Here is a 25,189-nt window from a genome sequence, read left to right as displayed (position 1 = left end):
CGATGCGCTAAGAACCGGACCAGACGGGCTTTCGTTTTTGAAGGAACGCAGTCACACCCTCGGCCTTGTCGGCACTACCGAGCAAGACAACAAAGCGATGCCGTTCGGCCAGTAGGTGGGCGTTTAGATCCAGTTTCTCGTAATCCAGGATGCTGGCCTTTGCAGCCTGCAATGCGTCCTGAGCCCGCCCGGCAAGCTTCGTCGCGAGTTCCAGCGATGCAGGCAATGCACTTCCCTTTGCCACCACATCGGCGACCAGCCCGGTGCGCATGGCCTGTTCGGCATCAATCGCTTCGCCTGTCAGCACCATCTTCATGGCCAGAGACCGCCCGACAAGCCGCGGCAGGATCGCTGTCCCCCCGGCGCCCGGAATGATGCCCAGGTTGGTTTCCGGCTGACCAATCCGCGCCCCGTCACCCGCAATCACGATGTCACCGCACAACATCAGTTCCGCCCCTGCTCCGAGGCAGAAGCCTTCAACCGCGCAGAGCAGCGGTTTTGCAAAAGCGCGAATGCTGCGACATGCTTGGAAACGAGGACCCTCGATCGGATCGGTATCGTCTGATCGCTGAAGCTCTCCGATGTCGGCGCCCGCAGCAAAGCATTTCTCGCTACCAGTCAGAATCGCGACTCGCACGCTGACGTCGGCATCGGCCTCGGTCAGGACATCGGCGATCCGTTGGAGAAACGGCGTGGCCAGCGCATTGAACTTTTCGGGCCGGTTCAGCTGCAGGACGAGCACGCCGTCGGTAGGGCGCTCAATCAAAAGGGCGTCTTCGGCCAGCACGTCAGGCATCGAAGTCGAGTTCCACTTCGTCGGAAACCGGAACAGCTTGACAGGTCAAGACATAGCCCTGCGCCACCTCGGCCTCGGTCAGGCCATAATTCTGGATCATCCGCACCTCGCCCTTCACAACCTTGGCGCGACAGGTGGCGCAGACGCCCGCCTTGCAAGCGAAAGGAGCGGGAAGCCCGGATGCGCGCGCGTTTTCCAAAACGCTTTCCTTGTCAGGATCGAACGTGATCTTGCGGCGGCGCCCTTCCAGCGTCACCCAAATGGGCTTGCCCGCTGCTCCCTGCTCGAGCTCGCGCATGGCCGCACGTTGTTCTTTGGTAAGTTCGCCGGAGGTAAAGCGTTCGGACAGGATGCGATCCGCCGGCATTCCGGCGTCCTTCAACCCAGCCTCTATTGTATCCATCATCACTACCGGACCACATATGAACGCAGCATCCAGCGTTGACGGATCGACCAATGTACCAAACACGCGCTGCAGCCTATCCGCATCGAGCCTACCGTTGAACAGGTCGATGTCGCCTTCCTCCGCCGTCAGGAAGTGATAGACCTGAAACCGGTCGAGATAGCGATCCTTGAGATCTGCGATTTCGTTGAGAAACATGATCGAATCGCTGGTCTTGTTGCCATAGAGTAGCACGACCCGGCTCTGCGGTTCCTCACGCAGCGCGGTCTTCACCAGTGACAGAATCGGCGTGATACCCGATCCCACGGCGAAGGCGGCATAGCTGCCCTCGCGCGTCGGATCGAAAGACCAGGTAAAACTGCCATGCGGCGGCATGACGTCGATCGCCTGCCCCTCCTTGATCTCGCCGTTCGCCCAGGTCGAGAACGCGCCTTGCGGCACCCGCTTGATCGCGACCCGCAACTCGCCTTCATGAGGAGCGGAACAGATCGAATAATTTCGACGGATATCGTCCCCCGCGATTTCGGTGCGCAGGGTGAGATGCTGTCCCGGTGTATAGCGAAAGGCCTCGGCCAGATCGTCGGGCACGCGTAGGCGCAGCGAAACGGCATCGGCAATCTCGCGACGAACCTCAATCACTTCAAGCGGATGGAACTGAACGGACATCGCGTTACTCCTGTGCTGCCGCGATAGGGCGCAGCGGGCGCATCAGTGGCATTTGAAACTGTCGAAAGGCTCTTTGCAGTTGTCGCACTGCCAAAGCGCCTTGCACGGGGTCGAGCCGAAGCGACTGACCTCATGTGTATGGAGCGAACCGCATCGTGGGCAGGCAACAGCGTCGTTGCCACGCAAGGATCGTGCATCGGCCCCGAACGGTGGCGGCGAAATGCCATAGGCGCGCAATTTCTCACGGCCGGCATCGCTGATCATATCGGTACTCCACGGCGGGGAAAGCACCCTTTTCAGGGCAATGTTATTCAAGCCGGCCTGGTCTAACGCGTTGCGGATCGACCGTTCGATAACCAGAGTAGCAGGGCAGCCAGTATATGTCGGCGTGATGCTGACCACCGTTTGCCCGTTCTCCACGGCCAACCCGCGCACGATGCCAAGGTCGAGAACCGAAACCGCCGGGATTTCCGGGTCCGGTACATCGGCCAGCACCTGCTCGATCCGGGCCGCCAAGGCGCCGTCAAAAGGAGGTGCGGCGTCCATCGGCAATCACCACCGCGCGTCGGGGTGCGCGCGTGGCAGCACCTGCATTTCGGCCAGCAAAGGGGAGAGGTGTTCGCTATGTTTGCCATCGCGCCCACCACCCAGTGGCCAGCTGGTTTCGCCGCGCTCCAGACCTGCCGGAGCCAGCACCGCGTCGATGCGGTGGTCGTATTCGGCCCGAAGCCCGGTCTTGTCTGCCGCAATCCCTTGCGCAACCAGACCCGATTCGCCTTCGCCAACCGCAAACAGTTCGTCTTCAAATCGCCAGAACCAGTCGAGACCGTCCTGCATGCGGGTATGGCTTTCTTCGGTCCCGTCACCTAGTCGCAGGGTCCAATCGGCAGCAACTTCGGCGTGGTAGCGCACTTCTTTCACCGCCTTCGCGGCAATTTCAGCAATTCGCTGATCGGACGACGCACAAAGGGCGTCGAACAGCAACTCACAGTATGTCGAGAACAACAGCTGCCGCGCCATCGTCTGGGCAAAGTCACCATTCGGCTGTTCTACCAGCAGGCAATTGCGAAAGGCCTCCGCTGCGCGGTGATAGGCAAGGCGGTCCGCATCGCGGCCCTCACCCTCAACCTCTCCGGCATAGCCCAAGAACAGCTGCACCTGACCGATAAGGTCGAGCGCAATGTTGGACAGAGTCAGGTCGACCTCGATCGTCGGCGCCTTGCCTGACCATTCGCAAAGCCGCTGCGCAAGAATCAAGCTATCGTCGCCAAGCGCCTGCAGATAATTGAAAAGCGTCTTGCTCATCACATGTGCTTCACTTGTTCGGGCAGGTTGTAGAAAGTGGGGTGGCGATAGATCTTCGTCGTCGCCGGCTCGAACATCTGGCCTGCGTTTACCGGATCGCTTGCGGTGATGTCCGAGGATTTGACAACCCAGACGCTAACCCCTTCCATGCGGCGGGTATAAGTATCGCGGGCATGACGCAGTGCCATTTCAGCATCCGGCGCATGAACGGAACCCGAGTGGCGGTGATCTAGACCGCCACGTGCCCGCACGAAGACTTCCCAAAGAGGCCAGTCCTTGCTCACAAGAATTTTCCTTTCCCTATCAGATCAGGCAGCGGCGCGAGCAGCGGTTTGCTTTGCCGCATAGGTATCGGCCGCTTCACGCACCCAGGCACCTTCGTCCCATGCTGCGCGGCGCGCTTTCAGGCGCTCTTTCGCGGTCGGACCGTCGCCGCGAACAACAGCGTAAAATTCGTCCCACGCCAGCGCGCCAAAGTCATAATGACCACGGCCTTCGTTCCACGACAGGTCAGCATCGGGCAGCGTCACACCTAGCAATTCCGCCTGAGGAACCGTGGCATCGATGAATTTCTGACGAAGCTCATCATTGGTATCGCGCTTGATGCGCCAGCGGATCGACTGGGCGGTGTTAGGCGAATAGTCATCCGGCGGTCCGAACATCATCAGCGAGGGCCACCACCAGCGGTTTACCGCATCTTGAACCATCGCCTTTTGTTCCGGCGTACCCTTCATCATCTCGAGCAGAAGGTCGTAGCCCTGCCGCTGGTGAAAGCTCTCTTCTTTACAGATTCGCACCATGGAGCGGGCATAGGGACCATAGCTGGTACGCTGCAGCGGGACCTGGTTCATGATCGCCGCACCATCGACCAGCCAGCCGATCACCCCAATGTCCGCCCAGTTCAGCGAAGGATAATTGAAAATCGTCGAATACTTCGCGCGCCCTTCATGCAGCGCGTGGATCATCTCTTCGCGGCTGGTCCCGAGCGTTTCCGCCGCGCAATACAGGTACAGGCCGTGGCCGCCTTCATCCTGAATCTTGGCCAGCAGGATCGCCTTGCGCGACAGGCTGGGTGCACGGGTCAGCCAGTTGCCTTCGGGCAACATGCCCACGATCTCGCTATGGGCATGCTGGCTGATCTGCCGGGTCAGCGTTTTGCGATATGCATCGGGCATCCAGTCATTCGGCTCGATGAACTCATCGTTGGCAACACGAGCTTCGAACGCCGCAACCAGTTCTGCATCTTCGTCCGACATCGTCGCCAGCGCAGCCTCTGCGGCCTTTTTGTCGAATTCGGTCGTATACATTGCAAAACCTCCGTCTCGTGGACCTTTATACAGTTATTAGACCGTCCGGTCAATCAATTACTTTTGAATAGCTTCAGACCCGCTCGATCGCCATGGCGATTCCCTGCCCCACGCCGATGCACATTGTGCAAAGCGCCCGCTTGCCACCGGTCCGCAGCAGTTCTTCCGTTGCGGTCATCACCAGCCTTGCGCCCGACATGCCAAGCGGGTGACCAAGCGAAATCGCACCGCCGTTGGGGTTCACATGATCGGCATCGTCGGGCAGGCCCAATCGGCGCAGCACCGCCAGGCCCTGCGAAGCAAAGGCCTCGTTCAGTTCGACCACATCGAAATCGCCGATCTTCAGGCCAAGCCGGTCCATCAGCTTTTCGCTGGCTGGGGCAGGTCCGATCCCCATGATCCGCGGCGGCACACCGGCGACAGCGGCACCCAGGACGCGGGCACGCGGGGTCAGGCCAAGGCGCTCGACCGCAGCTTTCCCGGCAACGATAATCGCCGCTGCGCCGTCGTTCACTCCGCTGGCGTTGCCTGCGGTAACCGTGCCGTCCGGCCTCACGATCGGGCGCAGCCGACTTAGCGTTTCCATCGTCGTATCGGCGCGTGGATGCTCATCGGAATCTACGATGATGGGGTCGCCCTTGCGACGCGGGATGGTGACCGGAACGATTTCCGCGGCCAGCCTGCCATTGGCTTGTGCGCGCACCGTCCGTTGCTGACTGGTGAGGGCAAAACGGTCCTGGTCCTCTCGACTGATGCCGAAATCCTGGGCGACGTTCTCCGCCGTTTCAGGCATTGAATCCACGCCGAACTCGGCTTTCAAACGCGGATTGACGAAGCGCCACCCGATTGTCGTGTCATAGACCGCATTGCTGCGCGAAAAGGCGGTTTCGGCTTTGGGCATGACGAAAGGCGCACGGCTCATCGATTCGACACCACCCGCTATATATAGATCGCCGTCACCCGCGATGATCGACCTCGCAGCAAATGCGACCGCGTCCATGCCGGATCCGCACAGTCGGTTGAGCGTGGTTCCGGGAACAGCCTCTCCCATGCCGGACAGTAGCGCCGCCATGCGGGCCACGTTGCGATTGTCCTCGCCCGCCTGGTTCGCATCCCCCATGATAACATCGTCGACATTATCGATCAGCGCCGGCACGCGCTTTACTAGCTCTGCCATAGGGATCGCCGCCAGTTCGTCGGCCCTGATCGGTGCTAGCGCGCCGCCGAACCGGCCGATGGGCGTGCGAACCGCGTCACAAATGTAAGCTTCGGTCATTGTCTTCTCCGATTTCATTAAGCTTTGGCGATCACCGCACCGCCAATGGCGCGCGAATGTCCCTGGAACTGTGCCACTGCCCTGCCGTCGCCAGTCGCGACCGAGACGCTGTAGGCACCGCTGCGGCCGGATAGCGCGAGTTCACGCGCCTCAGCCACCAGCGTTTCGCCCTCGCTCGCGGGGGCTAGAAAAACGATCGATGCTCCTTGCGCGACGGTCGCGACATTGCGACTGTTGCAGGCATAGGCGAACGCGGTGTCAGCAAGCGCAAAGATCATCCCGCCATGAATCGTGCGATGGCCGTTTGTCATGTCCGTCCGGATCGGCATCGACACCCGGGCGAAGCCCTCCTCCACCTCTTCGATAGTCAAGTCCCAGGCCTTGCCGGTCCCTTCCCGCGCGAAAAGTTCTGCGGCAATTTCCGCAGGCGTTGGCTCAGTCATATGTTTCACCCTTCAAAACGGTTGGGTCGATACATCTCGTCACCGCTGGCCGAGGCAATATTACCAAGGACATCGGCCAGCTCCGCCGCTCCGAACCGTTTTGACCAGGCCAACGGACCTTCCGGGTGGTTGGCGCCATACTGCATGGCAATGTCGATGTCGGTCGCTTTGGCGACATCGTCTGCAACCGCATCCGCCGCAGCGTTGGCAAGTTGCGCCAGCGTCCGCAGCACAAGCTGCCCTGGACGATCGGGCACGGCAATGACGGCCTTTCCCAACGTGGCGAAAAGGTTGGCAGCAGTACCGAGTGCCTCCGGATCTTGCGTCGTTGCGCCGATCATGCGCGCCTTTACTATGTCGCGTGCATGATCGATGAGGACCGCCACACCATCTCCACGCGACCGCAGGGGCCGTCCATCGCCCATCGCCATGCGCAAGCCGCCCGCGGAAAGGATGCCTTCTGGCAGGTTGTCATCAATCGAAACGGGAACGCCGGATTCGATCAGAGCCTCTGCGAACAAGGCCATCGCGCAAGGTCGCGTAGAAATCGCGATTGCACCCATACTCTTTGAGGAAGCGACCACCTGCGGGTCACCGCGACCCGCCGGGTAGGAATAGACGCCTTCACCACTCTTTCGGCCAAGCTTGCCGGCCTCGACGAGGGCGCGCTGAGTAGCCTGCGGGCGAAACCGGGATTTTCCGTCATAACTATCGTAAACCCCGGATGCGGCCGAGTAGTTGATGTCCTGCCCGATCATATCGGTCAGCTCTAGGGGCCCCATTCGAAAGCCACCCGCCTGTTCCAGCAGTGTGTCGATGTCCGCTGCAGCCATGCCGTCGCCGAGCGCGACAAAAGCCTCTGCATAATACGGCCGCGCCACCCGATTGACGATAAAACCGGGAACATCACGAACGCGTGCTGGCCTCTTACCCCATCGCCGCATCAGATCGACCAGCGCATTGGTCACATCGGGCGCAGTGCAAGTTGCGGCAACAACCTCGACCAATTTCATTGCCGGCACTGGATTGAAGAAATGCAATCCGGCGAATTGGGATGGCACCGTCACCAACCGTGCCATCTCTTCGATCGACAGGGAAGAGGTGTTGCTGGCCAGAATGCATTGCGACCCGACGACGCTCCCCACTTCGGCAAAAAGCGCGGCCTTGGCCTCTGGCTGTTCGACAATCGCCTCGACCACCAGCGCAGAACCGGAAAGTGCGCCGAGGTCATCGGTCCACAAAATCCGAGACAACACCGCCTCTGCCTGTTCATGGGCAATGCGTCCGCGATCGACCTGACGCGCCAACGCGCCGGCAATTGCCGCCCTGCCGTTCTCAAGCGCAGCCCCAGCCTTGTCGAACACGACCACAGGATGTCCGCTGGCAGCGGCCACTTGCGCAATTCCGGCTCCCATAACCCCGGCGCCGCACACGCCAATCACGTCTTTAACATCGATATCCATGCCCCGCTCCTAGCGCGAAAAAAGCCTCTTGCCAATAATCGCCTGACCGGGCAGTCTATTAATTATGAGAGGATCACTTAATGACTTCTGAAACCATTGCCCATGCCAATCAGGATGGCGTTGCGCGTATCACGCTTAACCGTCCGGATCGCCTGAACAGCTTCACCGCACAGATGCATGAAGAGTTGGCATCGGCGCTCGATGCGGCCGATGACGATCCCGCGGTTCGCGCGATCTGGCTTACGGGTGCTGGGCGCGGGTTCTGCGCCGGACAAGACCTGAACGACCGGGCCGTCGCGCCAGGATCGGAACCGATGGACCTTGGCGAAACTGTTGAGAAATACTGGGCCCCGTTGGTCGAACGTCTGGCCAGACGCGATAAGCCAGTGGTCTGCGCGGTGAATGGGGTGGCCGCGGGTGCTGGTGCCAATGTCGCGCTAGCCTGCGACATCGTCTTCGCAGCGCGCAGCGCGAAGTTCATCCAGTCTTTCGCCAATATCGGCCTGATCCCCGATACAGGCGGCACCTGGGTCCTGCCTCGAGTGATCGGTCAGGCCCGCGCAATCGGACTCGCCCTTACGGCAGAACCACTTTCGGCGAAGAAAGCGGAAGAATGGGGCATGATCTGGAAGTGTGTCGATGACGAGTCGTTGGAATCGGAAAGCCTCGCGCTAGCCAAGCGGCTGGCCGCAGGACCGACACGTGGTCTTGCGGCCACGAAGCACGCGCTACGCGGAGCGTTTCAGCAGGATCTTTCCAGCGAGCTGGCGCACGAATGCGACCTGATGCGCGAACTTGGATTCAGCGACGATTACCGTGAGGGCGTCAGCGCCTTCATGGAAAAGCGCAAACCCGAATTTTCCGGGCGCTGAGCCCCCCCTTTTTTTAATAGTCCAAGGATAAGACATGGTTCTCACCCTCAGCAACTACGCCAAGGACGAATGGTATCAGGCTGGCACCGGATTGGCCGAAATCCATTCCGCCGTTGATGACTCGATCGTGGCGCAAACCGGGACCGACGGTCTCGACTATGCCGCCATACTTGACCACGCGCGCAAGGTCGGCGGCTCGGCGTTGCGGGCAATGACATTCCATGAACGAGCGCAAATACTGAAGTCGCTGGCGTCGGCCATCATGGAGCGTAAGGAAGAGCTGTACGCGCTCTCCACCGCCACCGGCGCGACCCGCAGCGACAGCTGGATCGATATCGAAGGCGGTGCCAGTACCTTGTTCGTCATGTCATCCAAAGGCCGTCGCGAACTGCCAGAAGACACTATTCTGATTGACGGCGATTTCGAGCCGATCGGCCGCAAAGGCACCTTCGCGGGACAGCACGTTTATACCACGCTGCAAGGCGCCGCGATCCACATCAACGCGTTCAACTTCCCGGTGTGGGGCATGCTGGAAAAGCTTGGCCCGACGCTGCTTGCCGGAGTTCCGGCGATCGTCAAACCGGCAATGCAGGGCTCTCAGCTGACCGAGGCCTGCGTACGCATCCTGATCGAAAGCGGCGTGCTGCCCGAAGGCGCGCTGCAACTGATTGTCGGCGGGGTCGGTGACCTTTTCGACCATCTGACCGCACAGGACGTCGTCAGCTTCACCGGGTCTGCCGCGACCGCAGGCAAGCTGAAGAATCACCCCGTAATCCAGGCCAATTCAGTGCGCTTCATTGCAGAACAGGATTCGCTCAACGCATCGATCCTCGCGCCCGACGCCACGCCAGACTCGCCCGAATTCGATCTGTTCGTAAAGGAGGTTGTCCGCGAGATGACGACCAAGGCCGGGCAGAAGTGCACGGCCATCCGCCGCACGTTTGTGCCTGAGACGCTGCTTGGTGCGGCCGAAGAGGCATTAAAGGCGCGGCTTGCCAAGGTCGTAGTCGGCGATCCCGCTGCAGAAGGCGTGACGATGGGCGCGCTCGCTTCCATGAAGCAGCTCGAAGACGTGCGCGCCAAGGCCCGCGAAATCGCGACCGAGGCAGAACTGGTTTTCGGCGATATCGACCTTGTCGACGCGGTCGGGGTAGAACCCGGCACCGGCGCTTTCATCTCGCCCCTGCTGTTCCGCGCGGACAAGCCGTGGGATGCGCAGCGCATTCACGACGTAGAGGCATTCGGACCGGTTTCGACGCTTATGCCCTATAAAGACATCGAAGATGCGATCGCGCTGGCAAACAGAGGTCTCGGCTCCCTCGCCCTGTCGATCTTCACCTATGATCCGGCAACGGCGCGGCAGTTTGTGGCGGGTGTCGGCGCATGGCATGGCCGTATCGTCTTCATCGACCGCGACAGCGCGCGCGAATCTACCGGTCACGGCTCTCCCCTGCCGATGCTGATCCATGGTGGCCCCGGCCGTGCCGGAGGCGGCGAGGAAATGGGCGGTGTGCGCGGCGTGAAGCATTACATGCAGCGAAGTGCCATCCAAGGCCATCCCCGAACGCTGTCCGGCATCGTCCGGCAATGGCTGCCCGGTGCGCCGCAGCCGACAGGAGAAGTCCATCCGTTCCGCATGGCATTTGGCGAGCTGGATATCGGCTATACCTTCAATACTGACAGCCGGACCATCACGCTGGATGACATCCAGCACTTCGCAGAATTTACGGGCGATACGTTCTACGCGCACATGGATGAGGAAGCCGCCGCCGCGAACCCGTTTTTCCCGGGCCGCGTCGCACACGGGTATCTGATCCTATCTTTCGCGGCGGGTCTGTTCGTCGAGCCTTCGCCCGGTCCAGTGTTGGCGAACTACGGTCTGGAATCGCTGCGTTTTCTGGAACCTGTAACCCCCGGTACCGCGATCAAGGTTGCGTTGACGGTAAAGTCCAAGAAAATGCGTAAGGCTAGGGAATATGGCGAAGTCGTCTGGGCAGTGACAGTCACCAATCAGGATGACGCCACCGTCGCGACTTACAACCTGCTGACCATGAACGAGGTGTAAAATCGATGAGCGCGAAAGTATCCGAACAAGAGCTGTTGGCCAACGAACTGTTGGATTTGCAAACCCTGCGTGCGCTACAGTTCGATCGGCTGAAGGCATCAATCAGCAACGCCTACGGTGGTAACCCTGCATGGCGCGCAAAGTGCGACGCGGCAAACGTCGGGCCTGATGACTTGCAGTCGCTGAGCGATCTCGCCCGATTTCCCTTCATTGCGAAGGCGGATCTGCGCGAGGCCTATCCGTTCGGCTTTTTCGCGACACCCATGGACGATATCGTGCGGATCCACGCTTCGTCAGGAACGACAGGCAAGCCGACTGTCGTGGGCTATACGCGGGACGACATCACCACTTGGTCCGCTGTCGTCGCTCGATCCATCCACGCAGCGGGCGGACGCCCTGGTATGAAGGTCCACGTCGCCTATGGCTATGGCCTGTTCACGGGCGGGTTGGGCGCCCATTACGGCGCGGAGTCATTGGGCTGTACCGTAATCCCGATGTCAGGTGGGCAGACCGAAAAGCAGATTCAGCTCATTACCGATTTTCAACCCGATATCATCATGGTCACGCCCAGTTACATGCTGACTTTGATCGACGCGATGCGCAAACGCGGTATCGATCCGAAGAGCACATCGCTCAAAATCGGAATCTTCGGTGCGGAACCGTGGACCGATACCATACGCCACGAGATCGAGAGCGCGACCGGGATCACCGCGGTTGACATCTACGGCCTGTCCGAAGTCATCGGCCCGGGCGTCGCACAGGAATATGGGCGTGCGAAAGGGTCTCCAACGATCTGGGAAGACCATTTCTATCCCGAGATCATCGACCCGGAAACGGGCGCAGTACTGCCCGAAGGAGAGGAAGGCGAACTCGTCTTTACGTCTCTAACCAAACAGGCGATGCCGATCATTCGTTATCGTACGCGCGACCTTACGCGCCTGTTGCCGGGCGATATCGGGCCTATGCGGCGCATGGCGCGCATCACTGGCCGTTCGGATGACATGTTGATCATTCGGGGCGTAAACGTCTTTCCTAGTCAAATCGAGGAGCAAATCCTTCGCATTTCAGGCCTGGCCCCACATTACGAGATCGAGATCACCCGTCCCGACAGGCTCGATATCGTCAAACTGCGCGTTGAATGTCGTGAAGTCGTGGATGACGTCCAACAGAAGAATTACCGAAGTGAGCTAGTCCATCATATCAAGACAATCATCGGAATCAGCACCGACATCGACGTCGCAGCTCCCGGAACTTTGAAACGTTTCGAAGGCAAGGCAAGCCGCGTAACCGACCTCCGGCCAAAAGTCTGAACTTTGGGACACGTCCAGCCCGGCGCGCCGACCCACATCAATTAGGAGGATTGCGAAATGGGTCGGTGCAGCCGCTGCGTCACAGCGCGTGGCTCAACGCTTCGTTTCCAGACGGGCAATGCGACTTATCCAGGCACGGGCGCTGTCTGTCCTTCGCTTGGAATTAGGAACAGGTCGAACTGGTAGGCTGTAGGCTGTAGGCTGGCGAGGCATCGGCATCTCTCCGAATCGTGTCCTGAGAACCCGATGCTGCGCCGATATTCCCAGATTGCGATGCCGCTCCACCGCCAATCAACAACACAGACAGGGCATCGATCGCAGCCATAGAAACCTGCGGTGTGGAGGCGACAAGCCAGCCAGCCCTCGCAGTCCGGTCGAACATCCAACCGGGCACCTCCAACAGACGGTCGCAATCACCGCCCGACAGGCTGCAACGAAAGACCGCCGCGCCATTCTTCTCATTCACTTCATGAACGCAATTCTGGCGCCCGATCCAAGGATGCCAAGGATAAAGGAGCTCACGCTCACAGGTCCCGTGGGTGTTCTGTCGTCGAATTGTACAACCATCATCGGCCTCATTCACGCCTTGCGGGCAAAAACCCGGCCGAGGCATATGGGCAAATAAACGCTCCAGATCGTGGGGGGAATGCCCTCCGCGACCTGATCACCAGAATGGCAGCATGAGCAACAACATGGATGAGCTTAACTTAGCCGCAAAACTGTCCAAATAGACGGGACCACCTCACTTATCAGCTTGGATAACTGAGTACGGTCTTGATATTCATATTCTGGTTGAGACCTTCGATGCCGAATTCCACTCCGACCCCGGATTGCTTGATCCCTCCAAAGGGTGCATTCGGCTGGATTAGCCCATGCCTGTTAATCCAGATCGTCCCAGCTTCCAGGCGCAAGGCCAATTCATTTGCAACGTCAGAGTCGGATGACCAAATGGATCCACCCAGACCATTTGGATTGTCGTTAGCCCAAACAAGCGCCTGCTCGATATCGGAATACTTCACGATTGGCAAAGCCGGACCAAACTGTTCCTCTTGGACCAACGCTGCCTCGTTCGTGATATCAGCAACCAGTGTTATCGGGTAAAAGAGCGTTTCTCCGCGTGGATCTCCCCCACACAGGATTGTAGCCCCACCCTGCTTGGCCTGCTCGACCAATGAAGCCACTTTATCAAACTGCATTTGATTCTGGATCGGACCAAGCAACGAACCTTCATTCGTTCCATCGTAACCGCTGCACCGGCCCCACGCAGGAGCTGACGAGGTAGCCGTCAGAGCGCCGTCATGGTTCGTGCGAAGGCGCAGTGGTCATGGAGGAACGAGATGATCTCGGGCACCATGCGCCAGGTATCGGCGAGAGCGTGATTGGCGGACGGATCGTCGAGTTGCTCGATCAAGGAGGCCCCCCCGGTAAGGGTGCTGTGGCCGAGGATGGCGGCTAGCGGCAAGCCGAACTCGGGATCATCTACGAAGGGGGTCCAGGCATTCATGTCGAGATGCATCGCGGTAAAGAAGCCGTTGGCAAAGTCCTCGAGCAACACCTCGCCATCCTCGGTGCGCATATAGATCGGCGCATAGATCTCCGGCTGCTCGGCAAGCTCGATGCAGATGCGGTTGTAGCGCTGGAGAATCGTTCTGCGTGCAGGTGCCGAACTCGCGCTTCGGGTGTGTTCGCGCAGGATGCTCTTGAGCCATACGTCGGGATCGATGACGCAAGGGCCTGCCGCCAGCGCAGCGAGGAAGCCGTCGATCGAGGAGACGCCGGCAACCGGCGGGTCGAGGGCGTCCAGCCAGATCTCGAGTTGCTCGAGCGAGAGGGTTCTGCCCCCGGATGCGTGCCGTTTGGATCTCATGCCGCCAAGGCCTTAACCGGCTCGTGTGCAGGGCGCCAGTTCCAGGCGAGGAGACTGTCGAGTTCGTTGATCTTCACCTTCTCCGAGACGATCCGCTCCAGAACGTCGCTCAGCCATGTGTACGGATCAAGGCCGTTGAGGCGAGCTGTCTGGAGAAGTGACGCCAGGACAGCCCAGGTCTGGGCCCCTTCCTCGCTGCCGGCGAAGAGGCTCGCCTTCCTGCCCTGGGCAACATTTCGCATGCCGCGTTCGACGGTATTGGTATCGACCTCGATGCGACCGTCCTCCAGGAACAGCGTCAGCCCCTTCCAATGATTGAGCGTGTAGCGCATCGCCTTGGCCAGATCGGATTTGGGCGAGAGCTTGGGCAGTATGTCGTCGATCTGGGCCTTGATCCTGTTCATCGCTTCCCGGGCCTCGGCCTGACGGGCGATCAGGCGCTCTGCTGCGCTGCCGGTGCGCACCCGGGCCTCGATGGCGTAGACCTCACCGATCAGGGCGATGATCGCGGCAGCTTCGGGCGACGGAGATTTGCGGTAGGCGTCGACGAACTTGCGGCGAGTATGAGCCAGACAGAAGACAAGCGTGATCCCTTCCGCCCCCTTGCGGACGAGCGCCTTGTAGGCGGCGTACCCATCGACCTGCAGGATGCCCTGATAGTTGGCAAGCTGCTGGCGCGCTTCAGCCTGCCCGCGACCGCGCGCATGGATATAGGCGACGGCGGGCCTTGCCGGGCCAGACCAGGGTCCGTCGTCGCAGGCATGGGCCCAGAACTGTGTGATCCGGGTTCGTTTTCGTCCCTTCTCGAGAACCGGCATCCGGGTCTCGTCGCAGAATATTCGGGATTGACCATGGATGTAGGCAAGCAGGCGCTCATAGAGCGCCTTGAGCCACCATGCGACCTTGCGCATCCATCGGCTCGGGAGGGCCCGGTCGAGAATGACGCCTTGCCCTGCCAGCATCTGCAACTGCCGGTTAAGCGGGATCGACCAGGCGAAGCGCGCCGTCGCCATCCAGGCCAGGGTCGAGGTGGTGACCATCGAGCCGGGGATCGCGCGGCGCGGGGCCGGCGCCTGGACCACGCCTTCACGGCAGTTGCGGCAGGCGTAGCGCGGTCGCACGGTACGGATGACACGCACGATGGCTGGCACCCAGTCGAGAGCTTCGCTGGCGTCTTCGCCGATCCTGTGAAGCTTGCCTGCGCAGCAGGGGCAATCCAGCGCTTCGGGCTCTATCACGCGCTCCACCCGTTCGAGATGGGCGGGTAATGCCATCATGCCACGCTTCCTGCGCGGGCGCCGGATCAAGGGCCGTTCCTCGGCCACCTCGTCGTCGTTCGCCGCGGTGACCGGCGTGCTGACCAGATCGCCCAGATCGAGCAGCCCCTGATCTCCCAGGATGACGCCGGCGCGTTCCGACCGGCTGCCGAAGGCCTGATGGCCTACGCCTTTGAGCAGTGCGCGCAGCTGTGCAATTTCAGCCCGGAGCTCACACACCAAGGCTGCCATTTGCTCAATATTTTCAGAAAGATCGTCGGCTCCGGCGGGCATGGTTGCCTATACCACACAGGCTTCCCGCCGCCACTTAAAAACCACCGATTTCAGCCATAAAATGCAGGGCGACGGGCCTCTTGCGACGGCAATTTCTGCCAATCCAGACCAGACAGCAGCGCCACGCACTGCGCCCCGCTCAGAGCCAGCGTTCCACCTCGCACCGGCGGCCAATGGAACTTCCCATGGTCGAGCCATTTCGTCGCCATAACCGCGCCGGACCCGTCATGACGGACCAGCTTGACCTTATCTGCTCCCTTGTTGCGGAAGACGAAGACATCCCCGGCGCAGGCGTCATGGCCCAGCACATGCGTCACCAGTCCCATGAGCCGGTTAATCCCGGCCCTGAAGTCTACGGGCTGCGTGGCCACATAGATCCGCACGCTTCCATCGATGGGGATCACGCGCGGATCGCCGCCAGCACCGTGCGCAGATGGTCCGCCTCGATCGCACCCCGGATACGAACGGTCACGTCGCGCACGATCAGTTCCATGCCGGCGGTCTGGCTCGCCTGCTCCGCTTCCGCAACGACCGTCACGGGTACGAGCCGCAATTCCTCGACAACGCCCGCTGCCCGCGCCTGTCGACGCCAATAGTGCAACAGGCCCAGGCCAACACCGTTATCCCGTGCGACCTGCGCCACCGTCCTCCCAGGCGCGAAGCTCTCAGCAAGAATGCGGTCACGCTCTTCATCCGGCCACCGCTCGTAGCGCCGCCGTGTGGACGCCAAACTGTCGGATAAACGCGAAATTGCACTGTGCGACGCACACGTCAAATCCCCGTTTGACCCGGTATCAATCTCATCCGTCACTGCCGAGTTCCTCATCGTCTCGTGCGGATTTAGTCCTCAGCGCAGCACACGGATACGTGGGGTAGGATCAGCGGTTACGTTCCATCACCTATGACAATTCCGTTCGCAAGGCTAGTCAACTCCAAACAAAGGGCCTCGTAAACATCATCGTGAACATAGAGCCTCTTGATGCAGGCACATGTCTGGCCACTGTTCAGCATCGCGCCCCAGAAAACGCCTTCGGCGATTGCTCCGACGTCTACATCTGGAAGCACGATAGCGGCGTCGTTCCCTCCCAATTCCAGGGTCAGGCGCTTCAGGTTCCCAGCTGCCGATGCCATGATCTCTTTACCGGTATTGGTTGATCCGGTGAAGACCATCTTGTCGATGTCACGATGCTGGGAAATCGCAGCTCCGATATCGACATCGCCGCAGACAATGTTAACCACGCCAGCTGGCAAGATGTCGTTTATCAATTCGACGAGCCGGATTGTTGCCAAAGGCGTATTGGGAGATGGCTTGATGACAGCAGTGTTTCCGGCACGGATTGCAGGAATGAGATGCCAAACAGCTATCATGACCGGGAAATTCCAGGGGGTTATCGAACCGATAACCCCGATAGGCTGTCGATGAAGTTCCACCCTTGCACCCTCATCGTCCTGAAGTACTTCAACCGGAATCTCCAGTCCAGCGGTATACTGGCACCATGCTTGCGCCCCACCGATCTCCCACCGAGACCCAAACCCATTTAATGGCTTACCTTGCTCAAGGGTGAGAAGCATGGCGAGTTCTTCTGAGTTCTCACCAATTGCTTCTGCAATCTGCATGCAAAGCTCCTGCCGGTCGCTATCGCAACGGTTTGCCCAGCCAGACGCGGCAGCACGAGCTGCGCTAACCGCAGCATTCAAATCATCTAGGGTTCCCACCGGCATGAGCCCGACCACCTCTCCATTCGCTGGATTGCGAACAGGAAGCGTCTGCGCAGCGTCCTGAGACCGGCCGGCATAGATGTTACTGAATTTGCGTGAAACAGTGGTCATATGAACCCTTAAATCCCCAGTCCGATCAACGCGATTGGCTCACGCAAGCGTAGAGTGTTGATCGTAGTCTTTGAGTTGGTAAATCTGATGGAGTTGTTTGCGCCGAACACCCATGTTGCCACCATCAAAGACAGGCAAAGCCAGCGCATCCTGCATTAAACCCGCCAAAGGACAGTCGCGGTCATAACTTTCGACGCCGACAATTTTCATCAGATCGCCCAAAACCTCGACGGCTCTTTCTGAACCAAACACCTTTGCATGAATCGCCAGTTCTTCGGCACCGGGCAAGTTGTTGTCCAAGGCAATGCATGCCCTCCAGGAGAGCGCTCGTGCTGCTTCTATGGTGCTCTTGGCATCGGCCAGAGCGTAGCCCACGGCTTGATGCTCGATAATCGGCTTGCTTCCGCCTCGCGTCTCAGTCTTCGCGAAATTCAGGGTATACTCCCATGCTGTTCGCATCAGGGCCACACCGAATACGCCAACAAGCGCAGCTGTCGCTGTGAATGCGCCAGCCATGACTGCCCCCCCTTCACCCATTGGAGTGACGGCGTTCTGATTTGGGATCCACAGATCCTTAATCTGGAATTCCGGAAGGAGATGGGCCCGATGCCCAACTGAATCTATTAGCCGAGCGACCGAAAGTTCGACTATGCCCGATTGAGGTCGTTCGGTTGCCAGAATCCCAGTGCCAAGCTCTTGCCCCGCATCATCGATGCCACGGCAAACGATGCACAGCAGTTCGGCCCCCTTACCGTCCCATCCCGTTGCCGAGGATACCCACTTCTTGGCGCCCGAAACCTGCCACCCCCCTTGCTTCTGCAAGGCAATTGTTCGGAGCCCTTCTACGGGCACGGAATCTGAAATATTTGCGCTGCCACCAGGTTCCGTCATGCAGAACGCTGACAGCGGCGTTCCGCTAGTCTTCAGAAATGGAGCAAGGACCCTGTCTCTCAATTCATCATTTGGCCCTAGTATTACGGGCATCAAGCCCAAAACCGTTCCAAACAGCGTAAGGGAAATTCCTCCATTCTCACCGTAAAGTTCTTCTGCAAGGATTGCTGCATCAACCAAACCAGAACCATCACCGCCTAATGGGGCGGGGATACACCGCCTCAGGAATCCGGCAGACACCATTGCCTGATAGATTGGTCTGGATGCCGCGAACCGTTCTTGCGGCGTAGAACCAGTCTCAACGAGAGGGTCGCATTGGCGTAGATGCTCTTGGGCAAACTCTCGAGCTGCGAAGCGAAGTGCGGTCTGTGCGCTGCTTAGAGATTCCATATTTCTAATACCTTTACGTCAACATCTTTGCCCGCGTCACAGCAGAAAGCGGATGGGGGGAATTCAGCCGATTCTGGAATTCCCCCCAAAGCAACTACACTCAAGCGTTTGGACAAGAAGAGAGCATGAGCTTAGTAACTCCAGCCCAACCGGACCCCATATGTACGCGCAGCGCCAGGTATTCTGAAAACCACGTCAGTCAGAACGTCTGTTGAATTCCAATAATATTCATTGAAGAGATTGTTCGCATACAATCCAACGCTCCAGTTGTCCTGACTGGAATACAGGTCCAGCGAAGCGTTGACGACCGTGTAGGCGTCCACCTTGAAGCCTGGCTCGTCGCCGAGCGAGGCCGCAGTGGAAGACTGGTAGTTTGCGACAACATTGCCACGCAACCCAAGCGTTTGCGATACTGGCTGATCGACTTTCACTGCCGCATTGAGCGTCCATTCAGGTGTGTAAGGAAAGCTTGAACCGACAAAGTCGGCCGGTTGACCGCTACGATCAAAGCCAGTGAATTCGGTGATCTTGGTTTTTGTGTAGGAGGCACCCAGGCGGAAGTCGACGACATCGCTGACACGGACATTGAGATCCACCTCGCCACCATAAACTTCGGACTTCGGAACGTTCACGAGGCGGGTCAGCGTGGTGAAAACAGGGTCAAGCACCTCTGAGAAAAGCTGCTTGTCCTTGTAATCGTAATAGAAGACCGAGCCGTTCAGTTGGACTGCTCCGCCCACAAGCGTTGCCTTCGTGCCCAGCTCATAGGCTGTGATGCGCTCCTGGGTCGCTGGTGCCAACTGTGTTTCAACATTTGTGGGAAGCATGGGCACCGCACCTGACTTATACCCACGGCTGAAAGAACCAAAGATGAGCAGATCCGGATTCGCCTGGTACTGAAGGCTCAGACGACCGGCCAGATTGTCTTCATTCAATACAGGTCGCTTAAACGATGCAAGTTCCGTAAAGTTTGCGGCATAGGACATGCACCCGTTCGGCTGAACGTTGAAGTTTGGCACGTTTCCGGTTTGCACATTCACCAGGAAATGAACCGCCGTGTTCCAGATGGGCAGCGTATTACCATTGAAATCGCCCGAGCAAGCGCTGAACTTCAACTGGTCGTCCGTATAGCGCGCGCCTACGGTCACACTAAGCTTGTCCGAAAGTTCCCAATCCATGGAGGCGAAGACTGACTTCGAACGATTGCGCTGCTCAGTCGTATTTCGGTAGGAGCGGAAGCCAGTCGCATACTGCTCAGGCGTATAGAGCGCATTAGTCGGATCAATAACGTTCTGAGACAGGAATCTCAGAAGTTGCAGCACCGATGACCGGTCGTAGTTGCCAATTTGATTGTCGGTAATGTCGTCTTTAGAATAATAAACGCCGAGGATGTAATCGACCGGCCCTGCCGAGCCTTCAAGGCGCAGTTCCTGCGAGAACGACTGAATGTCGCCGACCGACTGCTGTGCGAAAACTTCGACCGATGTGCCGTCCACGTCATTCTGGTCATTCCTGCTCACGTCATTGTAACCAGTCAGGGACACCAGCGAAATGTCATCACTAAGGTCAAGACGGACCCGGCCGGCAAGACCATAGAAGCGGGAATCGGCCTTGAAAGGAGCTTTGGTCCCATCCAATGTATCCCAGTCCGCCGTTGTGCTGGTCCAATCGTCACGGATGGCCGTTCGCAGGCGAGGATCGACGAACGCCGGCTGGTCGGGATTTAGCAGCACAGCCTGGCCAGCCACCGTATCAGATTGATCCTTCCAATAGCTGGCGACGAGGTCCACCGTCAGCCGATCACTAAGCGCCCAGGCCAATGTGCCACGCAGGCCGACACGGTCCTTCTCTCCCAGACGTTCGTCACGGGAGATACTTTTCTGCCATCCGCGCCCGGAACGCTCAATTCGTCCGGCGAACCTTGCTGCAAGTGTGTCACTGACTGCAATGTTCAAGTACCCTTCGAAATTCTGGGTATCGTAATTTCCGACCTCAACATTGAGTCCGGCGCCGAATGTGGTGTCCGGTTTCTGAACAATAAAATTGACAAGTCCGCCGGTCGTATTGCGGCCGTAAAGGGTTCCCTGCGGTCCCTTCAGTACCTCCACTCGTTCGATATCGAAAATGGGCCCAGAACTCATGAACGGATACGCGTAGGCAATCTCGTCGTAATAGACCCCGACTGGCGAGGTTGACGATAGGTTCGGCGTATTAAATCCGACGCCCCTGAGTGTGTAAATCGGCGTGTTCGCGCTGGAACGCGCTACATTCAAAGCGGGGGTAACTACCGCCAACGATTGCGCCTCGGTGATTCCCGACTGACGGAGGTCTTCTCCTCCGAAGGCCTGAATGGCGAGCGGAACCTCATTGATACTTTCCGAACGCTTCTGCGCCGTAACCAAGATAACGTTGTCGCGAGAAGGCGCCGGGTCGTCCTGTGCCGAAGCTGTCGCAGCCCCATTATCAAACTGATCCTGCGCGTTCGCTATTGATGGTGATGCGACCGCCGCAGTTGTCAAGGCAGCAATCGAGACTGACTCCATTAGCTTGTTCATTCGGCCCTCCCTTAAGGCATTAGATTGCGGCTGACCAAGTAAGTTACCTGATCGGACGGTCAACTTATTGCCCCGTATTCCTCATTTTCGTTCCAGCGTCTTTGCCTTGGAGGACAGATTGATTGCATCAGGCGGCCACAGGGCGTCTGTGTGGCCGAACTGTGACAGTCGGTGTATCGAGGGATTTCTTTGCCACGACCTTTGACAAAGCAACTATCAGATCTGCGGCTTGGAAGCCGCAGATTTGATCGGTTCAGGTTACTCCGATTTTTGAGGCCCGATCGCGAAGGGAATCATTTCCTGACAGCTAGGTTGTCATTCCGCCATGCGGAAGGCGTGCAGTCAAATCGAGACCGAAATGAGCGGCTGAAATGTGCCGAATCGCGATACCCAAGATCATAAGCGATTGCCGTGATCGACAGCGGAGCCTTCAATGGGTCGACCAAATCTCGCTTCGCCTTCTCCAGCCGTCGAAGCCAGATCCAATCGGAAAGCGAAGTGTGCTGACCTTCGAAGGCACGGCGTAGTTGCCGTTCTGAAATACCATGAACCTCGGCAATTCGACGACAAGAAAGTTCGTGATCGGCGAGGTGCTGATCGACATAGGCGATGACTCTTCTGCGCAGGATGGCCTGGTTCTCCGTGCCCAGACATTTAACGCCCGCTTGCTCAGCGATGGCCGTCGCAAGAAGGTCGACTGCGCTCGCTTTCAGGCGACCAGAACTAAGTTCCTCGATAGTGCCGACTTGTTGATGAAGGTTTCGGATGTAGTTCGACGCCAAGAGTCCCACACCCTTGCTACCATCAACTTGCATAGCCGTGAGCCCATCGGCATCAATGAGACGCTCAGTCACAGTCTTGCGTGGCAGTTGGACAACGATCTGCCCAAATTTCTCTTCGAACTGCAATCTGTAAGGGCGCGTGGAATCATACAATGCGAAATCTCCAGGGCGGAGCAAGGCAACCCGATCATCCTGAAGAATAATACCTTGCCCCCAGGTCTGGAGGCTGAGAAGAAAATGGTCGCTTGTCGATGCGCTGATTGCCCGCCTGGTCCGCCGGACCAACTGCGGTGCCGCATCAACTTCTGTCATATGAAAATCACCGAGATCCATTGTGCGAAGCGAGCCAGAAAACTGGCTCGGCACAGCCATTTCGCATTCAAGTTCGACAAAAGTCGCGGAAACGAGATCTCGCCAATATGAAGCGCGCTCCTTCGACGCGACAGAGTCTGTCGTCATATGTAGGGAAACGACTTCGATGACACAGCCCTCCAGATGATGATGATATGTCAAGCGCTGAGCGTTTCCAACATTATCACCTTGGATTGCCGAATCCGACAAATTTTTCGACCTCATCAGCAAAGACACCCTTTCGCACCAATCCGATGAGTGTTGCACTGGCCTGGTGCCTCTAAAATCGATCTGGTTGTAAGGAATGCAATATGAGTTCTGAGCCGTTCAAAGTGGCTGTTGTCCAAGCTGCTCCTGAGTTTCTCAATCTTGAACGGGGGGTGGAGAAAACTCTCGACCTCGTAAAGGAGGCGGCCAGAAATGGTGCGAAACTCGTCGCTTTCCCAGAGTGCTGGCTACCCGGCTATCCTTGGTGGGCTTGGCTCGATTCTCCTGCATGGGGCATGCAGTTCGTCCGACGGCATTTCGAAAATTGCATGACCGCCGACGGTGCAGAGGCTCAACGCATCGCCCAATGTGCCAGCGAGCACGACATCTGGGTTGTGATGGGATATAGCGAGCGTGCAGCTGGTAGCCTGTATATCGCTCAACTCATCATTTCACCCGATGACGGAATTATTGCTGCTCGCCGAAAACTCAAGGCGACCCACGTTGAACGCACGATTTTCGGCGAAGGGGATGGCAGCGATCTAAAAGTGCATCAAACCCCGATCGGCAACCTCGGCGCGCTTTGCTGCTGGGAGCACATCAACCCATTGAGCAAATATGCGATGTTCTCACAAAATGAGCAGATTCACGTTGGAGCCTGGCCAAGCTTCTCCATCTATGCGTGCGCAGCATACGCCTTGGGGCCCGAGGTCAACCTAGCAGCAAGCCAGATCTACGCAGTTGAGGGCCAGTGCTTCGTCTTGGCCGCTTGCGGGTTGGTGTCAGAACAAATGATCACTGAATTGTGTGATGCCGAGATCAAGAAAGAATTGCTGAAGCAGGGTGGCGGATACGCAATGATCTTTGGCCCCGATGGTTCTCCCATGTGCGAGCCCATCGCCCCTGATCAGGAAGGCTTACTCTATGCGAACGTGGATTTGGGCATGATAGCGTTTGCAAAGGCCGCAGCCGATCCGACGGGCCACTACTCACGCCCCGACGTTGCGCGATTGCTGTTCAATCCGGCAGCAAACAGGCCCGTGGAGAATATGGCTCCGAATTTCGGCGTTGCTGGTGAGAGGAGTCAACATGGCCTCTTAGATGGAGCCATCGAACCTCTTTTCAACCTAACCAGTTCGCTCCAAGATCAAGTGAATGCCTGTCGCATGCCGGGAGATACCGATGATCACGCCGGATGAGTTCTATACGCAAGATCAACGAAAGCTACAGCAGCAGTTCGAAAGCGAAGCGTTGGCGGATACCGTTGTCGCTGCGATAGTTCGTGATGAGATTGAAGTGCCTCAGGCTCAGTTTATCGAGTCACGCGACTTCTTTTTTCTTTCGACCGTGAGCGATGAAGGCGAACCAACCGTTAGCTACAAGGGCGGAGCAACGGGGTTCGTTAAAGTTCTGGATTCTAAGACCCTCATGTTTCCGAATTATGATGGAAACGGGATGTTCAAGTCCATGGGGAATATCCTGAGTCGACCAAAAATAGGGATGCTCTTCATCGACTTTGAAACGCCTAACAGGGTGCGAGTTCAAGGATCGGCAACCTTGTCATTTGAAGACGATGACCTTGGCTATTTTCCCGGCGCGACATTGGTAGTGCGTGTGGATGTGAGTACATGCTTTCTCAATTGTGCGCGCTACATCCACAAGCACTACCGCCATGCACAAAGCCCTTACATCCCAAGCGATGATGGAAGTCAGCCTCATCCTTCGTGGAAACGGATCGACGTGGTGCAAGCTTCACTGCCAGAAGGCGCTCGAAAACGTACGCGCGAAGAAGGCGGGACTATCACCTTCGAAGACTATGTCGAAAGGTTGCAGGCCGGAGAATCATAGTGATTGGCGAGAGCCTACAGTCATCGAATCGGTTGGGAACAGGGCTAGCGACTCTATCTCACCCAAGACGGCGAGGAGGTGATCATCATGTTCGTCAGCGGGACGAAGAAGCGCCAGCCGTCCGACATACGCCGTAACGGCTCGGTTGAGCCCGCCTTCTCGGGTTTGAGTTGGATCCGTAAGGACGTACTTATGGACGTCTTCAGCAAGAGCGAGAGCAAGCATGGAGATATTGGACCGGGTACGGCGGCGTCGCTGGACGCGGGCGGAGAAGCTGGAGATTGTCGCCGCGGTGGGTGTGAACGGCGAACCGCTTTCGCGAGTTGCGCAGCGCTACGACGTAACGCGCAGCCAGATTTACCAGTGGCGGCACGAGTTCAAGAAAAGAGGGATGCTCCCTGCGCTGCCGGCGCCGACCTCATCGCAGGTCGACATTGGTTCGCCCAGTTTCAAAGCAGAGCCTGCCTTCGAGAACTGGCTAGCCTCACCCTCGATCGTAGAACTGTGTCTGCTGCAAGGAAGCCGCCTTCGTTTCGATAGCAGCTCGAAGGCTCGACCCTGATGGGCCTCATTCGGGCGGTTGAGGCGGCATGATCGATCCAGGCACCGATGTGCGGGTCGATTAGGCTGGCGGGGCGACCGACATGCGCGAGGGAGTAACAGGGCTGGCTATACTGCGCAAACAGTGTTGGAGCAGAGAGCATCAAGCGGCGCGGTCTTTGCGGCTTTGATGATGTGACCGCCCCCCAAGACGGCATCTCTGTTCCAAGGTGGGTCTGGGACGATCCACACAGGAGAGCGGTCATGTCGGAGATTATCAAGGTCGGGCTCGATCTGGCGAAGAATGTGTTTCAGGTACATGGGGCCGACGATGCGGTTCGTGCCCGTGAAGAGCGAAGAGACCCAAGGGGCAGCTACGGTCTTCCGCACCCGCGAGCTACTGATCCGGCAGCGCACGCAGGCGATCAATGCTCTGCGCGGCCATCTGATGTCACCCGAACTGACAAACTGA

Annotated in this window: 23 protein-coding genes and 2 pseudogenes; 7 read left to right on the top strand and 18 right to left on the bottom strand. The window is 58.3% G+C overall.

The genetic code is table 11. From position 1 onward, the window contains the following. Positions 1–7: 7 nt before the first annotated feature. The 9 genes from JI59_RS19385 to JI59_RS19345 all read right to left on the bottom strand — a co-directional run bounded on the left by JI59_RS19385 (position 8) and on the right by JI59_RS19345 (position 7,659). Positions 8–796, bottom strand: coding sequence for an enoyl-CoA hydratase-related protein (locus JI59_RS19385; protein ID WP_039858146.1), 789 nt, complete (start codon positions 794–796; stop codon positions 8–10). Further along, on the bottom strand, positions 789–1,865 hold the full coding sequence (gene paaE / locus JI59_RS19380; protein WP_007014707.1) for a 1,2-phenylacetyl-CoA epoxidase subunit PaaE: 1,077 nt from the start codon (positions 1,863–1,865) through the stop codon (positions 789–791). Before paaE ends, JI59_RS19385 begins: the two co-directional genes overlap by 8 nt. A 42-nt stretch (positions 1,866–1,907) precedes the next feature. Beyond that, a complete protein-coding gene (paaD, locus tag JI59_RS19375; protein ID WP_007014708.1) occupies positions 1,908–2,411 on the bottom strand; it encodes a 1,2-phenylacetyl-CoA epoxidase subunit PaaD in 504 nt (167 codons plus the stop codon). A 6-nt stretch (positions 2,412–2,417) separates the two neighbouring features. Then, entirely contained in the window at positions 2,418–3,170 is a 753-nt protein-coding gene (gene paaC / locus JI59_RS19370; protein ID WP_039858147.1) for a 1,2-phenylacetyl-CoA epoxidase subunit PaaC, read from the bottom strand. After that, a complete protein-coding gene (gene paaB, locus JI59_RS19365) occupies positions 3,170–3,454 on the bottom strand; it encodes a 1,2-phenylacetyl-CoA epoxidase subunit PaaB (RefSeq protein ID WP_039858148.1) in 285 nt (94 codons plus the stop codon). Before paaB ends, paaC begins: the two co-directional genes overlap by 1 nt. Before the next feature lie 24 nt (positions 3,455–3,478). Continuing rightward, on the bottom strand, positions 3,479–4,477 hold the full coding sequence (paaA, locus tag JI59_RS19360; RefSeq protein WP_007014711.1) for a 1,2-phenylacetyl-CoA epoxidase subunit PaaA: 999 nt from the start codon (positions 4,475–4,477) through the stop codon (positions 3,479–3,481). Between the two features lie 73 nt (positions 4,478–4,550). Next, entirely contained in the window at positions 4,551–5,753 is a 1,203-nt protein-coding gene (gene pcaF, locus JI59_RS19355) for a 3-oxoadipyl-CoA thiolase (protein ID WP_039858233.1), read from the bottom strand. Between the two features lie 17 nt (positions 5,754–5,770). Further along, positions 5,771–6,196 (bottom strand): hydroxyphenylacetyl-CoA thioesterase PaaI, encoded by a 426-nt coding sequence (gene paaI, locus JI59_RS19350; RefSeq protein ID WP_007014713.1) that lies wholly within the window; start codon positions 6,194–6,196, stop codon positions 5,771–5,773. Between the two features lie 5 nt (positions 6,197–6,201). Further along, positions 6,202–7,659 (bottom strand): 3-hydroxyacyl-CoA dehydrogenase NAD-binding domain-containing protein, encoded by a 1,458-nt coding sequence (locus JI59_RS19345; protein WP_007014714.1) that lies wholly within the window; start codon positions 7,657–7,659, stop codon positions 6,202–6,204. Between the two features lie 80 nt (positions 7,660–7,739). Here JI59_RS19345 and paaG point away from each other — a divergent pair, with 80 nt between their 5' ends. From paaG to paaK, 3 genes are read left to right on the top strand one after another with little or no spacing between them, the layout of a single operon-like run. After that, complete coding sequence (paaG, locus tag JI59_RS19340; protein ID WP_007014715.1) at positions 7,740–8,531, top strand: 2-(1,2-epoxy-1,2-dihydrophenyl)acetyl-CoA isomerase PaaG; 792 nt, start codon at positions 7,740–7,742, stop codon at positions 8,529–8,531. A 34-nt stretch (positions 8,532–8,565) separates the two neighbouring features. Further along, positions 8,566–10,596 carry a phenylacetic acid degradation bifunctional protein PaaZ gene (paaZ, locus tag JI59_RS19335; protein WP_007014716.1) on the top strand — a complete coding sequence of 677 codons (2,031 nt, stop codon included), beginning with the start codon at positions 8,566–8,568 and terminating at the stop codon, positions 10,594–10,596. A 5-nt stretch (positions 10,597–10,601) separates the two neighbouring features. Then, positions 10,602–11,906 (top strand): phenylacetate--CoA ligase PaaK, encoded by a 1,305-nt coding sequence (paaK, locus tag JI59_RS19330; protein WP_007014717.1) that lies wholly within the window; start codon positions 10,602–10,604, stop codon positions 11,904–11,906. Between the two features lie 749 nt (positions 11,907–12,655). On the opposite strand, the gene JI59_RS19325 is transcribed toward paaK, so the two are convergent. The 9 genes and pseudogenes from JI59_RS19325 to JI59_RS26305 form a co-directional block, all read right to left on the bottom strand. After that, a complete protein-coding gene (locus JI59_RS19325) occupies positions 12,656–13,102 on the bottom strand; it encodes an aldehyde dehydrogenase family protein (protein ID WP_052118001.1) in 447 nt (148 codons plus the stop codon). An 89-nt stretch (positions 13,103–13,191) separates the two neighbouring features. Then, positions 13,192–13,773: a UPF0149 family protein gene (locus JI59_RS19320; RefSeq protein WP_007015830.1), complete on the bottom strand. Its 582-nt coding sequence runs from the start codon at positions 13,771–13,773 to the stop codon at positions 13,192–13,194. Next, positions 13,770–15,323: an IS66 family transposase gene (gene tnpC, locus JI59_RS19315; protein WP_007015831.1), complete on the bottom strand. Its 1,554-nt coding sequence runs from the start codon at positions 15,321–15,323 to the stop codon at positions 13,770–13,772. Before tnpC ends, JI59_RS19320 begins: the two co-directional genes overlap by 4 nt. Before the next feature lie 50 nt (positions 15,324–15,373). Further along, entirely contained in the window at positions 15,374–15,727 is a 354-nt protein-coding gene (tnpB, locus tag JI59_RS19310; protein ID WP_038575295.1) for an IS66 family insertion sequence element accessory protein TnpB, read from the bottom strand. Then, positions 15,724–16,053 carry an IS66-like element accessory protein TnpA gene (gene tnpA, locus JI59_RS26310; protein WP_203226079.1) on the bottom strand — a complete coding sequence of 110 codons (330 nt, stop codon included), beginning with the start codon at positions 16,051–16,053 and terminating at the stop codon, positions 15,724–15,726. Before tnpA ends, tnpB begins: the two co-directional genes overlap by 4 nt. A gap of 161 nt (positions 16,054–16,214) precedes the next feature. Beyond that, positions 16,215–17,153: pseudogene (locus JI59_RS19300) on the bottom strand (aldehyde dehydrogenase family protein); the annotation flags it as partial. A gap of 39 nt (positions 17,154–17,192) precedes the next feature. Further along, entirely contained in the window at positions 17,193–18,434 is a 1,242-nt protein-coding gene (locus JI59_RS19295) for an acyl-CoA dehydrogenase family protein (RefSeq protein ID WP_007014033.1), read from the bottom strand. Between the two features lie 131 nt (positions 18,435–18,565). Continuing rightward, on the bottom strand, positions 18,566–20,989 hold the full coding sequence (locus JI59_RS27150) for a TonB-dependent receptor (protein ID WP_007014034.1): 2,424 nt from the start codon (positions 20,987–20,989) through the stop codon (positions 18,566–18,568). Between the two features lie 293 nt (positions 20,990–21,282). Next, positions 21,283–22,284, bottom strand: a complete 1,002-nt coding sequence (locus JI59_RS26305) for an AraC-like ligand-binding domain-containing protein (RefSeq protein ID WP_238532575.1) — start codon at positions 22,282–22,284, stop codon at positions 21,283–21,285. Between the two features lie 149 nt (positions 22,285–22,433). Here JI59_RS26305 and JI59_RS19280 point away from each other — a divergent pair, with 149 nt between their 5' ends. The 4 genes and pseudogenes from JI59_RS19280 to JI59_RS26860 all read left to right on the top strand — a co-directional run. Then, a complete protein-coding gene (locus tag JI59_RS19280) occupies positions 22,434–23,528 on the top strand; it encodes a carbon-nitrogen hydrolase family protein (RefSeq protein WP_081474007.1) in 1,095 nt (364 codons plus the stop codon). Next, positions 23,512–24,177, top strand: a complete 666-nt coding sequence (locus JI59_RS19275; protein ID WP_007014036.1) for a pyridoxamine 5'-phosphate oxidase family protein — start codon at positions 23,512–23,514, stop codon at positions 24,175–24,177. The genes JI59_RS19280 and JI59_RS19275 overlap by 17 nt, the downstream gene beginning before the upstream one ends. Before the next feature lie 223 nt (positions 24,178–24,400). Continuing rightward, positions 24,401–24,739, top strand: coding sequence for a transposase (locus tag JI59_RS19270; protein ID WP_007014037.1), 339 nt, complete (start codon positions 24,401–24,403; stop codon positions 24,737–24,739). 300 nt (positions 24,740–25,039) lie between these two features. Next, positions 25,040–25,165 (top strand): annotated as a pseudogene (locus tag JI59_RS26860) (IS110 family transposase); the annotation flags it as partial. Positions 25,166–25,189: the final 24 nt, after the last annotated feature.

The organism is Novosphingobium pentaromativorans US6-1, assembly GCF_000767465.1.
Lineage (GTDB): Bacteria > Pseudomonadota > Alphaproteobacteria > Sphingomonadales > Sphingomonadaceae > Novosphingobium > Novosphingobium pentaromativorans.
The sequence above is the reverse complement of the archived record's forward strand: the minus strand, read 5'-3'. Positions and strand labels throughout refer to the sequence as shown.